The following is a 12532-nucleotide window of genomic DNA, read 5'->3' on the forward strand; positions in this document are numbered from 1 at the left end:
TATGGCTGACCGCCAACCCGTCATCATCACCTGCGCACTGACAGGCGCAATTCATACCCCTTCGATGTCGCCGTATCTGCCGGTGACATCGGACGCGATCGTGGCGCAGGCTGTTGAGGCAGCCACCGCGGGAGCCGCAATCCTGCATCTCCACGCCCGGGATGGCGCGACCGGACGACCCGATCAGGGCGTGGAGGCTTTCCGGCGCATTGTGGAACCTATCGCAGCGCAAACCGACGCGGTCCTGAACCTCACCACGGGTGGGAGCCCCTACATGACCGTCGAGGATCGGGTGAAGCCGGCACAGATGCTTGCACCTCAGCTTGCATCGCTTAACATGGGTTCGATGAATATGGGGCTTTTCCCCATGCTCAAGCGCCATCCAAAGATTGCAGGGTGGGAGCGGGAGCATCTCGAGAACTCACGGGAGCTGATCTTCCGCAACACGTTCAAAGACATCGCCTACGTGCTTGATGCATGCCGCGCCAACGGCACACGGTTCGAGTTCGAATGCTACGACACGTCTCATCTCTACACACTCGCGTATTTTGTTGAGGCCGGTGCGATCGAACCGCCTTTCTTCGTCCAGACAGTCTTTGGCCTTCTTGGTGGCATTGGCGCGCATCCCGACGACATCTCCCATATGCGCAGAACGGCGTTGCGTCTATTTGGTGACGATCTTGTGTGGTCTGCGCTCGGCGCCGGTGCGCATCAGATGCGGGTTGCTGCGACGGTCGCCGCCTCAGGAGGGCATGTGCGGGTTGGTCTTGAGGATTCTCTGTGGGCAGGACCCGGCCAACTGGCAGCCTCAAACGCTGAGCAAGTAGAGGCCGCAAAGGTCATGCTGGACGGTCTGGGCTTGCGCCCGGCGACGCCAGCCGAGGCGCAGCACATCCTCAGTCTAACGCCGATTAGGGTTGCCGCATGAAGGAGAAGAGCACAGCCTCATCAGTTTTTCTGCTGGAGGGTACGCCGCCTGCGCCTGCACGCAAACTGCAGGGAAAACCCGGTCGACCAAAGGGTGGCCGTCCCGACGAGACACGCGATCGGATTCTGAACGCAGCGGAAAGTCTTTTCGCTGATCGTGGCTATGATGGTGCGTCAATCCGAGATGTCGCCGCGGCTGCAGACGTGCAGATCAACGCGGTAGGCTACCATTTCGGCCCGAAGGAAGATCTCTTCGACACTGTCATCGCACGGCGGGCAGCTATCATGGAGGCGCTTCGACTCGACGCGCTCGCGGACGCCCGTCGCACCGCCGGAGAAGCTCCGATCCCGGTGGAAATCCTTATCCGCGCGTATGTTCGCCCCTTCATCGAAAGCGCTGACCACGGCGAACCGGGCTGGAGGAACTATGCTGCATTGATGGGACGCCTAGCTAACTCTCCGCTTGGCACCGAAATCATCGCCCGCCACTACGACGATACAGCCCGCACCTACCTCTGCGAGTTTCAGCGCACGCTGCCCGGGGTCGAACTTGAGGACATCGTAGATGGTTTTTCCGCCATGGTGGCCGCAATGCTAGGTATCTGCGCAAAAACAGGCCGTCGGGAAAGACTGGCCAATACTGACCGCGCTCGCGCAGCCAAAAAAAGCATCGACGTCCTTGTCAGGTTTCACGCGGCAGGGTTCAACGCGCTTTCTCACACCAATTGGAGAACATGAAGCTATGGTTCAAACACTTGAGGTTGGCGCGACCCATACGCTCGACGTTCTTGTCACGGATGCGAACACCGCAGCACATCTGGCCGAGAATGGTGAAACTCTGCCCCCCGTTTTTGCGACACCGTTTATGTTAGCCGCGATGGAGCGCGCCTGTGCCGCTATTCTCTCTACCACTCTAGAAGATGGCGACGTTTCGGTCGGTGCCAAGATCGACGTCTCACACGTAGCGCCGTCCCCGGTTGGCGTTGAGGTTCTGACCACAGCGCGGTTCACTGACCGCGAAGGGCCACTTTATTGGTTTGACGTGAGCGCGAAGGATCCTGGCGGCCTTATTGGAAAAGGCCGTATCGCCCGAGCGATCCTCTCGATGGACAACCTTATGGCTCGTGCGGAGGTGCGACGTTGATTGATCTGGGAACGCTGCGCTTTCTGGGATCGAGCGGCATGTCGTCCTTTGGCTTGCCAATGAGGCTCGGCACGACAGGGATCGTGTCAGACATATGAATTGCTCGCGCTAAGAACAGCGCTGAACTGTCGACGATCGAAAGACGTCTAGGTTTAAGAATGTTGAAGTTGCGGGAGCGACGCTAGATCGAAAGGGAGCCCCCCCCAATGTTGACCGCGCTTGACCATGTCAACCTGCATACCGATAAACCCGATGCTCTCGCACAATGGTACGAGAACATCCTTGGCCTCGAACGAGGCCCGCGCCCAAACTTTTCAATTCCTGGCATTTGGCTCTATCTCAACGACCAGCCGGTCGTTCATGTGGTTGAAGTCGATCAACCTCCAGAGCACGCCGCCGTCTCGCTGGAGCACTTCGCGTTTCGCGCCGAGGGTATGGCGGCCTTCGAGGCGACACTCAAGCAGCACGACCTGCAGTATGAAAGAGTCGATCTCACTGAGATCGATGTTGACATTGTGCAATACAACTTACGCGATCCAATGGGCACGCATATCCATATCGACTTTAAACCAAGCGTGGAAGCAGGAATGGTTGAAGGATTTCGCTGAACGCGTCTAAACGCGGCGACTCGACTGACCGCTACTGCGCAGTCTCAAACTTCCCGGCTGCGTCCGTGAGGTTAATGCGTCAGCTAGGAAGGCTGTGATAGAAGTAATCGCCGCGCACTGACCATTTTCGGCAATAATGGAACAAGATTGTGAGTTTGCCCTTGCAGCGAATATCTACCTAATCCCCTACCTCTAAACCGCTGAATCTCAATTGAAAGTGCGCTTCGGTACGTCGACCTTCGATAGCTCACAGTCCAAATTAGCGCCGCGAAACTGTCATTTGTTCCAGGTGTAGCCAATTCAGGCGTGGCTTATCTCCAGCCATAGCCTGGAGAGTAGCAGGTGCGGGAAAGACGCAAAAAGGCCTGTCCCGAAGGTTTCGAAAGACTTTTGCGAAGCAGTTTAGCTCGCCTGACCTGACTTCAGTCCCGCAGGTTCTCCCGCTTTTAAGTCCGGTTGCGTTACATCTTGAAAACCGGTCGCCTTGTGTCGCGGCAATCGGCCGTCATGGAGACCCTTCACCTGGTGCGTTTGAAGTATCTTCGATGTGTTTTGTCATCTGACTGATGACCTGTTGCGCCGTTGCGATGTCTGTGAGGGAAAGGTCCTTTGAAAGGTCATTTACCCAGGGGACCTGTAACGCGATTGCAGCTTCAAACAGGGCCTGTCCCTTTGACGTCAGCACAACCAAATGGGCTCGTTTGTGGTGCGGGTTTGGCTGAAACGCGACAATGCCTTCCTTTTCCAACTCGTTGACGATGCGCTGAACGCCCTGCCGATGAACGCCCATAGTGCGCGTGCCAGGCAACCGTCTCCGCGCGTTCGGCACAGACGGTCGCCCCGAGTACCTGCCAATCGTCGAGCCAAATCAATCCTTTGCTTGCTTTACAGCCCCAAGTCCGTAAGGCCGGGATGATCGTCCGGGCGGATACCACTCGGCCACCGAAAAAGTCTGTCACCTTCTTGGATTGCGACATCATTGATTGACGCATGGCGCTCTGCCATCAGTCCTTGCGCGTCGAAGCGCCAGTTTTCATTGCCGTGGGATCGATACCAATTGCCGTCAGCATCATGGCATTCGTAGACAAAGCGCACTGCTATTTTATCGTCACCATGGGCCCAGATTTCCTTGATCAGGCGATAATCGAGTTCCCTCGCCCATTTGCGCGTCAGGAAGGCCTCTATCTCTGCCCGGCCGTGAACAAACTCGGAGCGATTGCGCCATTTCGAATCTGGTGTGTAGGCCAATGCGACTTTGGCCGGATCTTTCAAGTTCCAGGCGTTTTCCGCCATTCGAACCTTTTTGACGGCATCCTCAAATGTAAATGGTGGTATCGGGGGTCTGGTCAAAGTGTTGATTCCATGTGTTCCTGAATGAGGTGACGAGCCGGACACCGCTCCGAGCCCGCCAAAACAATTGCGTTGGCCTTACCAGCTGTTGTAGCCGAGAAACTTGCCGGACATTTCGACCTTCACCCTGTCCCCTTTGGGGTTGGCGACACGCGTGATGCTCATGTCAAAATCAATGGCTGACATGATGCCATCACCGAATTCTTCATGGATCAGCGCCTTGATGGTCGGGCCGTAGACACCGACAATTTCATAAAGCCGATAAATACACGGGTCGGTTGGCACCGTTTGCTCCCAGACTTTTGTGGGGCTATCGGCAAGGACGTCGATCACTTCCTGCGGCAAGCCAAGCACCTGAACAAGCGCCTTGGCTTTGTCCTCGGGCATGGCATTCATCCCGACGCAGGCCGAGTGAGTCCAGACCGGTGACATCGAGATCTTGTCGGCAATGTCCTCCCAGGACATGCCGGTTTTCTTTTTTGCGGCCAAAATGATTTGAGCCACGTCGTCTTTGGTGAGCATTTGCGGAACTTCGATGGTCATGGTTCGCTCCTATTTCGTCAATCATTTACGGCGCGCAAATGCGCATGATGGGTTGGGTCATCATCGCTTTCGAGTGTGCTGTTCTCAGTGCGATCGATACGGATAGTTTCAGGCGTGTTGGCTCCGCTGCCGCCGGACTGTCCCGCCAGTTCTTTGGATCGAGAGCCGAGGAAGTGCACAAGATGATTTCGGATGGCGTAGTAGTTCGGGTGCTCGATGATTTCTTCACGCCGACGCGGTCGCGGAATGGTAATCTCCACAGCCTCTGCGACACGTGCGAACGGCCCGTTGGTCATCAGCAGAATGCGGTCCGCAAGCAGAATGGCTTCATCAATATCATGAGTGATCATGAAGACGGTTTGATTGGTCCCGCTCCAGATTTTCAACAGTTCGTCTTGGATCGTTCCGCGCGTCAGAGCGTCAAGCGCACCAAAAGGTTCATCGAGAAGAAGCAGTTTGGGATGATTGGCGAATGCCCTTGCGATAGACACGCGCTGGCGCATACCTCCCGACAGCTGGGATGGTTTCCTGTGGGTGGCATCACCATCCAGCCCCACCATGGCGAGGTACTTTTCAGAATGTGCTTGGACGTCCGGTTTGCTCCAGTCCGGATGCCGCGCAGCCACACCAAACATGACGTTCTTTAGGGCTGAAAGCCACGGCAGCAACGAATAGTTCTGGAACACCACGCCGCGATCGAGGCTCGGGCCAGAAACTTCTTGGCCATCCATGATGACCGTGCCGCTCGTTGGCTCCGCCAAACCGGCCAGTACGTTCATGATCGTTGATTTGCCGCAACCGGAATGGCCAAGAATGCAGACGAATTCGCCTTCCTCAACACCAAAGCTGCTGTTTTCGAAAACGGTCAGCGTCCCCCCGGCGCCGTCCGGAAATTGCTGTGTTAGAAGTTCGATGGAAAGAAATGGCTTTGTCATCAATTCAGTCCTCATTCAGCGTAAGCAACGGCGCGTTGCAGTCGGGCAAAGGCCGCATCGAGCAGCATGCCCACCACGCCGATCAGCAGAATTGCGACGATCATCCGGTCGAGACGCAGGCCATTCCATTCGTTCCACACCACGTATCCAATGCCAGTGCCGCCAACGAGCATCTCGGCAGCGACGATCACGAGCCACGCGATGCCGATGGAAATGCGCATTCCAGTGATGATGGTCGGCGCCGCCGCCGGCAAGATGACAGTCAGTGCGGTCTTGGCAGTGCTCAATTCATGTGTGCGCGCGACATTGACCCAGTCTGAGCGGACATTGGCCACACCAAAGGCTGTGTTTGTCAGCATTGGCCAAAGCGAGCAGATAAAGATCACGAAAATCGATGACAATTCGCTGTCACCAATGGTGAAGAGCGCGATCGGCATCCAGGCTAACGGCGAGATGGGTTTCAATACCTGAATGAAGGGATCAAGCGCCTTATAGAACATCGGCGACATGCCAATGAGAAAGCCGAGCGGAATAGCCACTGCGGCCGAAAGCGTATACCCAATCAGGACCCGCAGTAACGAGTATCCCATCTGAATGCCGTACCCCATGTCGTTGGTGCCAGCGACGTAGAATGGGTCAGCTATCGTTGCCCACAATTCGCTGCCGATCTGGGTAGGCGAAGGGAAAAGCGAACCGGGCGCTGGCGCGCTGTTTTCATCGGGGACGCTGATGCCGAGCGCGCGGATGCCACCGGCAGCTTCGATCATTGAACGCGACAGATTCAAAGAGGCGATTTGCTCCAATTGGGCAAACGCGACGCCTTGAGCCGAATAGTACTCAATGTCCTCGGGAAGCATATTATTCCCAAGCAGCGTATCCATCTCGGTCTGTGACAACTCGACACCTGCAGGGCCGGTGTTCGGAACATGTGTTGCTGCATGCCAAATGAAGATACCAGCCAACAAGATGGTCAACGACAGCAAAGTGCTGCGTATATCTATTTTCTGAACCATAAAAATGTTCCCAAAACTCATAAGTTAAGACGGGGCAAGCATGCTTGCTCCGTCTCCATTACTTTGGGTCTGGTTCAACCGATGGTGCGGGTGAACGGCTGGCTGTCTATGAACTCCTGCGCTGCAGCGGGCGCAAACTCGTGGCCCTGAATATCGACGGGCGCGTAGACATCCTGTTCAGCATCAGCAAAGGTCAGGTTCGGGTCTGCCGCCATCATCGCGCGCATCCGCTCACGAGTGGTGGTTGTCATGACCAGTTCTTCCGCAAGGGTTGCGTAGTTGGTGTCCGTGTCGATGTAGTTCCAGCGCCGCAATTGTGAAAGCACCCAGGTCCCCATCGTCTGGGTTGGCAACGGCATGAACGAAATCCGGTCAGGAACGTTTTTGATGTTGCCTTGGCCATCGGGGAACACACCAGTCAGGATCTGTTTCAGAATTTCGACTGGCTGGTTGAGGTAGTTTGCCGGCGCCATCGATTCCGCGAATGCAACGCGGCCTTCTGACGTTTCCGCTGAAGCCGTGGCTTCCAGGATGGAGGTCGTCAAAGCCATGGTCGTGTTCGGGTTTTCCGTGATGAATTTTTCAGACAAACCGAACACACAGCACGGATGTTGCTTCCACAGATCCAGTGTCAGTTTATGAATGAATCCAACCTGGTCGTAGACAGCACGCTGACAGAATGGGTCGGGCGCGAGATAGCCATCGACGTTTTCCGAGCGCAGGTTTGCGACCATTTCAGGCGGCGGAACCACACGGATCTGGATGTCACGATCCGGGTCGAGGCCTGCAGCCGCGACGTAGTTGCGCAGAAGCAGGTTGTGCATCGAGTATTCAAACGGAACCGCGAACTTGAACCCTTTCCAGTTCTTTGGATCCTGATTGTCGCGGTGCTTGTTTGCCAGAACGATCGCCTGGCCGTTGGTGTTCACGTTCGACACCACTTTCCACGGTTGCGCTGTGGACCCAATGCCAAGTGACATGGCCATCGGCATCGGGAAAAGCAGGTGCGAACCATCGTATTCACCGTTCAGACACTTGTCGCGCGACACTGCCCAACCAGCCGTTTTGACAATATCAACATCAAGACCATAGCGTTGATAGAAGCCCAGCGCATGGCCGCCGATGATTGGCGTGGCGCAGGTGATCGGTACAAAGCCCAGCGTCAACTTTGTCTTCTCGAGGTTTTTCATGGCTTCTTCGGCCATAGCCTGAAGAGACGTCAGCGGGAAAACTGTCGAGACGGCGGCAAGTGCGCCTGTCACACCGGCGCTGCGCAAGAACGCACGACGTGAAATGTCCGTTTTGAACAGTCCCTGCATGACGGAACTTTCGAGCGCGCGCGCCATTCCGACTTCCGCGTTCAACGATTGCTTCGCGCGACGCTTCAATATGTCGGCATCTGCCTTCGAGAGCCCCGCATAGGGATCGGCAGGGCTTTCTGAAGCCTCACCACATTCGTTCCAAACATCGATGTTTGGATTAAACGGGTCTTTGAAGTGGGTCATGTGTTACCTCTCACGATACTGCATGGACTGACGAGACACCCTCACGACGAACCTGCTTTCATCAGAACCTGGAAACGTGCGCCGCAAGCGGGAGGTTGTGAGACCAAACAATGCGAGGGCTTTGACTATAAAAATAGCCACTTTCGAAGTTTTCAGAATTTTTTTAAATTTGAATGATTTCAATAATTTAATTCACTAAAGAATAGCCAAGAAAATACGAAATTTCATAATTTACCAAATTTCGTATAAAATGCCGAAGTTGCGCATCAAGCCGGATGGGTGGAATGGATAGCAGTCCGACGGATCAGAATTTGTCGCTCCAACTTGAAGCCATCCCGCTTCCAGTATTGGTGCTCGATGCGAAAGAAGATCGTGTTTTCAGTTTGAATGCGGCTGCACGCCGCCTGCTGGCTGTTTCGCAGTCAGACGACGTCCGGTTTTCAGCTTTGATCGGATCGGACATTGCCGAATTCGTCGTATTTCTGGATGAAGTTTTCCATCGCGGGTCAGCATGGACGCGCAAGACAGTGCTCACCAGTCGAAATGGAATGTCCATCGAATGCGAAATTCGAGCGAATGTGCACGAACACGACACACATGGCCCCCTTTTCACACTGCTGATCTTGGAACTCAGCGAACTGTCTCAGCACGAGAAACAATATGAGACCGGTCAGCTTCAACGTGAAGGTATTGTGGCATGGAAGCATGCGGAAGAGTTCTTTGCAGAGTTGGAGCTGCAGAACCAGCTCATCCTCAACGCAGCCGGAGAAGGCATTTATGGCGTCAACACTCAAGGACAAGCCACATTCGTCAATCGTGCAGCGCAAGAAATGCTCGGTTGGACGCTTGAGGACCTGGTGGGAAATGTCATTCACGACATCATCCACCATCACCATACCGATGGCAGTGTCCATCACGCACATGATTGCCCCATCTACAAATCGTTTCGCTTTGAACAGGTGATGCGGGTTGATGATGATGTATTCTGGAAGAAGGACGGAAAACCAATACAGGTGGAATACGTTTCAACCCCAATCTACAATCAAAAAGTCTTGGCTGGCGCAGTGATTGTCTTTCGAGACGTTACGGAGCGGAAGATCAATGAGAACAAGCTCATTGATGCCATGAATGAGGTGGCAGATCTCAGAGATCGCCTGGAACAGGAAAACGCGTATCTGCAGCTGGAGATAACCAAAGAACGTGCCCATCACCATGTAATCGGCCGCTCTGCCTCGATCCAGCAGCTTCATGCCAAGATCGATCTGGTTGCGCCCACCAGCGCACCGGTGCTGATCACCGGTGAAACGGGAACCGGCAAATCAATCGTCGCTAATGCGATACACAAGAATAGCCTCCGGAAAGGGCGGCCTCTCATTCGCTTCAAATCTGGTTCGATTAGCCGGACCGCGATCGAGGCAGAATTGTTCGGGCACTATGATAACGCTGCAGTAGGTGAAAAACCGAAGATGACCTCGGGCGCCATTGAGTTGGCACATGGTGGAACGCTGTATATCGAAAATGTGTGTGAGCTGCCTCTCGAAATCCAAAACAAGCTCTTGGGTGTTCTGCAAGACGGCAGGTTCAAGCGTATAGGAGACAATCAATTCAAGAACCTCGATGTACGGGTCATTGCTGCAAGCACCATCGACATCGAACGCGAAGTTTCAGCTGGCAGATTTAGCGAAGAACTCTTTTTGGCACTGAATGTCTTTCCCATCAGCTGCGTTCCTCTGCGCGATCGCAAAGACGATATTCCCGACCTCGTAACGCATTTGTTGTCGGTAGCCTGTGAACGCCTCAATCGACCTGTGCCTAAAGTGACAGAGCGCACCATGCGAATGCTGAAAGAGTATACGTGGCCAGGTAATGTGAAAGAGCTGCGCAATGTCATAGAACGCGCGGCGATTGTGTCTCGAGGCGAGAAATTGATTGTGGAACTCGGTGGTGCGGTCGGACCGCGCGCGCAGAGCGCCAAGACGGTTAGAACCGAATACGAAATGCAGTTGGAAATACGCGCCAACATCGTATCTGCTCTCAAAGAGACACAAGGCAAGGTGTCTGGCAAAACCGGCGCCGCTGCGTTGCTTGGCGTCGAACCGACGACGCTTTATTCGCGCATAAAGAAACTCGAAATTGAGAAACGGGAATGGCAGCTGCTTCATGGCGAGTCTTAGCGATTGAGAGTTTGAGACAGATCCGCCGTCTTGCGTGCCACAGTTGAGTGCTTTCATTCAGCTAGCAAACCTAAAAGTCTATGCTGCAAGCTGATGGACCCTGGGCAAAACTAACTCCAGTCTTTTTTGTTCCGTCGCGAACGACTGCTTCCAGCCCATTTTCGGCTATCAGCCCGGCAAGTTCTCCCGCTATTAAGTCCGATCTCGTTACGTCTTGAGAACCAGCCGCCCTGTGTCGCGGCAATAGGCCCTCATGGAGAACCTTCACCTTGTGCGTTTGAAGTATCTTCGATGTGTTTTGTCATCTGACTGATGACCTGTTGCGCCGTCGCGATGTCTGTGAGGGAAAGGTCCTTTGAAAGGTCATTTACCCAGGGGACCTGTAACGCGATTGCAGCTTCAAACAGGGTCTGACCTTTTGATGTCAGCGCAACCAAATGGGCTCGTTTGTGATGCGGGTTTGGCTGAAACGCGACAATGCCTTCCTTTTCCAACTCGTTGACGATGCGCTGAACGCCCTGCCGATGAACGCCCATGGTGCGCGCGTGCCAGGCAACAGTCTCTGTCCGTTCAGCATAGGCAATTGCCCCGAGTATCTGCCATCTCGCACTGGTCAATCCGAGTTCCGCTACGAGCCTGTCGCCTGCCAATTGCAGACGACCGTTTAACCGAAACACATCCAATATCAGCGTTGTCACGGCTTCTCCTGCCTTTGTCCATTGCTCGTGTGGCATGCCAATTCCTCATGCTATTTGACAACATGTTGTCATTATGTTTAAAACTATCCTTATTGACAACATGACACCAAATTGCCGATGCAATCAAGGAGTGACCCTGATGGTCCAATTCAAGCCGCTTGATCCCGCCTTTCCAATCGAACACCAACTTGGCGTGGAGGCCGGGCCGGTGGTTCTGGTCAACCTCTTCACAGTTGACCCGAAAGATCAGGAGGCATTGGTAGAAGCATGGCGCAATGACGCCCTGTGGATGAAGAAGCAGCCCGGCTACATCAGCACGCAGCTGCACAAGGCAGTCGGCGAAAGCGGGATGTATTTCAACTACGCCGTTTGGGACAGCGTTGAAGACTTCCGCAATGCCTTTGCCAATCCTGAGTTTCAACAAGCGCTCAGCCACTATCCTTCCAGCGCTGTATCTGCACCGCATCTGTTTGAAAAGATTGCCGTTCCAAACTGTTGCACGGCATGAAACGCTTTTCTCACAGAGACTTAACGAGGATATTCCGATGAAAACTCGGGTTCACGCGATAGCAGGCGGCATCGGCTTCCTGATGATCCTGCTCTTTTGGACATCAACCGCATTCACTGAACTGTTCACCAGTCACGAAACGGTCGCGACGGTCAAAGCCCTGATATTAAGGGGCATGTTCATACTCATCCCGGCGATGGTCATTGCAGGCGGATCGGGAATGACTTTGGGCAAAAACCGGACCGATGCCCTGGCGAATGCGAAGAAGAAGCGGATGCCGGTAATCGCAGCCAACGGTTTGCTGATCCTGCTCCCAGCCGCGTGGTTCCTGGCGGGAAAGGCTGCTGCGGGCGAATTCGACACCGTGTTCTATATTGTCCAGGTGGTTGAGCTTTGTGCAGGAGCAGCAAACCTGACCATGATGGGACTCAACATTCGTGACGGACTCACAATGACGGGGAGAATTGGACGCTTCAACGCCTCCAATGCCGACGCTCGACATCCGAGTATCGAAGAACGTCCTTCCGGGCCACTGGTTGCCAGGAACATTTCACGGTTCACTGATACCAATGGAGAGAAGCTCGATGTCCAACCGGTAATGGCGTTGTGCCGGTGCGGTCACTCGAAGAACAAGCCCTATTGTGACGGATCCCATAACGACCTTAGCTTTTCGAGCGAACCTGAACCGGACCGGACACCGGACGAACTGAGGGTCTTCAAGGGCAAGCAGCTTGATGTGCACTACAATCGGCTTCTTTGCTCCCATGCCGGTGAATGCGGAAAGCGCTTGAAAGCCGTATTCGACACCACCCGAGACCCATGGATTGGTCCCGACAACGCCACTCCGGATCAGATCAGAGATACGGTCAAAGCTTGCCCCTCAGGCGCACTTTCCTGGAGTGAACCAGGAGGGACAGCGATGCACATCTGCGGCGACGCCCCGGAAATCGCAATTGAACGCAACGGGCCATTTCGCGTCACGAGGATCCAGCTCGCCTCAGGCGTGAAAGCCGAAGGCGCTTCAGCGGACAAATACGTGCTCTGCCGATGCGGAGCATCCAAGAACAAACCTTTATGCGATGGCTCCCATTCCGAAATTGGTTGGACCGAGCAATCAGCCTGAACGC

14 protein-coding genes are annotated in these 12532 nt (G+C 54.5%); 7 read left to right on the forward strand and 7 right to left on the reverse strand.

The annotated features are described in order from the left end of the window. The first annotated feature begins 1 nt into the window (after position 1). The 4 genes from FIV00_RS26510 to FIV00_RS26525 all read left to right on the forward strand — a co-directional run bounded on the left by FIV00_RS26510 (position 2) and on the right by FIV00_RS26525 (position 2679). Positions 2-928, forward strand: a complete 927-nt coding sequence (locus tag FIV00_RS26510; protein WP_152503522.1) for a 3-keto-5-aminohexanoate cleavage protein — start codon at positions 2-4, stop codon at positions 926-928. After that, positions 925-1665: a TetR/AcrR family transcriptional regulator gene (locus FIV00_RS26515; protein WP_152503523.1), complete on the forward strand. Its 741-nt coding sequence runs from the start codon at positions 925-927 to the stop codon at positions 1663-1665. The genes FIV00_RS26510 and FIV00_RS26515 overlap by 4 nt, the downstream gene beginning before the upstream one ends. A gap of 4 nt (positions 1666-1669) precedes the next feature. Beyond that, a complete protein-coding gene (locus FIV00_RS26520) occupies positions 1670-2071 on the forward strand; it encodes a thioesterase family protein (RefSeq protein ID WP_152503524.1) in 402 nt (133 codons plus the stop codon). 206 nt (positions 2072-2277) lie between these two features. After that, the gene (locus FIV00_RS26525; RefSeq protein WP_152503525.1) at positions 2278-2679 is read left to right on the forward strand and encodes a VOC family protein; all 402 of its coding nucleotides are present in this window, start codon (positions 2278-2280) and stop codon (positions 2677-2679) included. 505 nt (positions 2680-3184) lie between these two features. On the opposite strand, the gene FIV00_RS30380 is transcribed toward FIV00_RS26525, so the two are convergent. The 6 genes from FIV00_RS30380 to FIV00_RS26555 all read right to left on the reverse strand — a co-directional run bounded on the left by FIV00_RS30380 (position 3185) and on the right by FIV00_RS26555 (position 8025). Then, positions 3185-3469, reverse strand: a complete 285-nt coding sequence (locus FIV00_RS30380; protein ID WP_247649291.1) for a MarR family winged helix-turn-helix transcriptional regulator — start codon at positions 3467-3469, stop codon at positions 3185-3187. 95 nt (positions 3470-3564) lie between these two features. Beyond that, positions 3565-3972, reverse strand: coding sequence for a nuclear transport factor 2 family protein (locus tag FIV00_RS26535; RefSeq protein ID WP_247649449.1), 408 nt, complete (start codon positions 3970-3972; stop codon positions 3565-3567). A gap of 135 nt (positions 3973-4107) precedes the next feature. Next, positions 4108-4572 (reverse strand): cyanase, encoded by a 465-nt coding sequence (gene cynS / locus FIV00_RS26540; RefSeq protein ID WP_209006721.1) that lies wholly within the window; start codon positions 4570-4572, stop codon positions 4108-4110. Between the two features lie 17 nt (positions 4573-4589). Further along, the gene (locus FIV00_RS26545) at positions 4590-5507 is read right to left on the reverse strand and encodes an ABC transporter ATP-binding protein (protein WP_152503526.1); all 918 of its coding nucleotides are present in this window, start codon (positions 5505-5507) and stop codon (positions 4590-4592) included. Positions 5508-5518: 11 nt separating this feature from the next. Further along, a complete protein-coding gene (ntrB, locus tag FIV00_RS26550) occupies positions 5519-6520 on the reverse strand; it encodes a nitrate ABC transporter permease (protein WP_173006174.1) in 1002 nt (333 codons plus the stop codon). Between the two features lie 74 nt (positions 6521-6594). After that, a complete protein-coding gene (locus tag FIV00_RS26555) occupies positions 6595-8025 on the reverse strand; it encodes a CmpA/NrtA family ABC transporter substrate-binding protein (protein ID WP_152503527.1) in 1431 nt (476 codons plus the stop codon). A 284-nt stretch (positions 8026-8309) separates the two neighbouring features. Between FIV00_RS26555 and FIV00_RS26560 the strand changes: the two genes are divergently transcribed. Then, on the forward strand, positions 8310-10199 hold the full coding sequence (locus tag FIV00_RS26560; protein WP_152503528.1) for a sigma-54-dependent Fis family transcriptional regulator: 1890 nt from the start codon (positions 8310-8312) through the stop codon (positions 10197-10199). Between the two features lie 251 nt (positions 10200-10450). Here the strand turns inward: FIV00_RS26560 and FIV00_RS26565 are convergent, their stop codons facing one another. Further along, positions 10451-10933 (reverse strand): MarR family winged helix-turn-helix transcriptional regulator, encoded by a 483-nt coding sequence (locus tag FIV00_RS26565; protein ID WP_152503529.1) that lies wholly within the window; start codon positions 10931-10933, stop codon positions 10451-10453. Positions 10934-11036: 103 nt separating this feature from the next. On the opposite strand from FIV00_RS26565, the gene FIV00_RS26570 reads away from it, so the two are divergent. Beyond that, positions 11037-11405 carry an antibiotic biosynthesis monooxygenase gene (locus FIV00_RS26570; protein WP_152503530.1) on the forward strand — a complete coding sequence of 123 codons (369 nt, stop codon included), beginning with the start codon at positions 11037-11039 and terminating at the stop codon, positions 11403-11405. 37 nt (positions 11406-11442) lie between these two features. Then, the gene (locus tag FIV00_RS30630; RefSeq protein WP_152503531.1) at positions 11443-12528 is read left to right on the forward strand and encodes a CDGSH iron-sulfur domain-containing protein; all 1086 of its coding nucleotides are present in this window, start codon (positions 11443-11445) and stop codon (positions 12526-12528) included. The last annotated feature ends 4 nt before the right edge of the window (positions 12529-12532 follow it).

The sequence above is a fragment of the Labrenzia sp. THAF82 genome (genome assembly GCF_009363435.1).
Taxonomy (GTDB): Bacteria; Pseudomonadota; Alphaproteobacteria; order Rhizobiales; family Stappiaceae; genus Roseibium; species Roseibium porphyridii.

Excerpts from the sequence above, each read along its gene's own strand:
- FIV00_RS26510 (WP_152503522.1), top strand. The coding sequence starts at position 2 with ATGGCTGACCGCCAACCCGTCATCATCACCTGCGCACTGACAGGCGCA.
- FIV00_RS26515 (WP_152503523.1), top strand. The coding sequence starts at position 925 with ATGAAGGAGAAGAGCACAGCCTCATCAGTTTTTCTGCTGGAGGGTACG.
- FIV00_RS26520 (WP_152503524.1), top strand. The coding sequence starts at position 1,670 with ATGGTTCAAACACTTGAGGTTGGCGCGACCCATACGCTCGACGTTCTT.
- FIV00_RS26525 (WP_152503525.1), top strand. The coding sequence starts at position 2,278 with ATGTTGACCGCGCTTGACCATGTCAACCTGCATACCGATAAACCCGAT.
- FIV00_RS30380 (WP_247649291.1), bottom strand. The coding sequence starts at position 3,469 with ATGGGCGTTCATCGGCAGGGCGTTCAGCGCATCGTCAACGAGTTGGAA.
- FIV00_RS26535 (WP_247649449.1), bottom strand. The coding sequence starts at position 3,972 with ATGGCGGAAAACGCCTGGAACTTGAAAGATCCGGCCAAAGTCGCATTG.
- cynS (WP_209006721.1), bottom strand. The coding sequence starts at position 4,572 with ATGACCATCGAAGTTCCGCAAATGCTCACCAAAGACGACGTGGCTCAA.
- FIV00_RS26545 (WP_152503526.1), bottom strand. The coding sequence starts at position 5,507 with ATGACAAAGCCATTTCTTTCCATCGAACTTCTAACACAGCAATTTCCG.
- ntrB (WP_173006174.1), bottom strand. The coding sequence starts at position 6,520 with ATGGTTCAGAAAATAGATATACGCAGCACTTTGCTGTCGTTGACCATC.
- FIV00_RS26555 (WP_152503527.1), bottom strand. The coding sequence starts at position 8,025 with ATGACCCACTTCAAAGACCCGTTTAATCCAAACATCGATGTTTGGAAC.
- FIV00_RS26560 (WP_152503528.1), top strand. The coding sequence starts at position 8,310 with ATGGATAGCAGTCCGACGGATCAGAATTTGTCGCTCCAACTTGAAGCC.
- FIV00_RS26565 (WP_152503529.1), bottom strand. The coding sequence starts at position 10,933 with ATGCCACACGAGCAATGGACAAAGGCAGGAGAAGCCGTGACAACGCTG.
- FIV00_RS26570 (WP_152503530.1), top strand. The coding sequence starts at position 11,037 with ATGGTCCAATTCAAGCCGCTTGATCCCGCCTTTCCAATCGAACACCAA.
- FIV00_RS30630 (WP_152503531.1), top strand. The coding sequence starts at position 11,443 with ATGAAAACTCGGGTTCACGCGATAGCAGGCGGCATCGGCTTCCTGATG.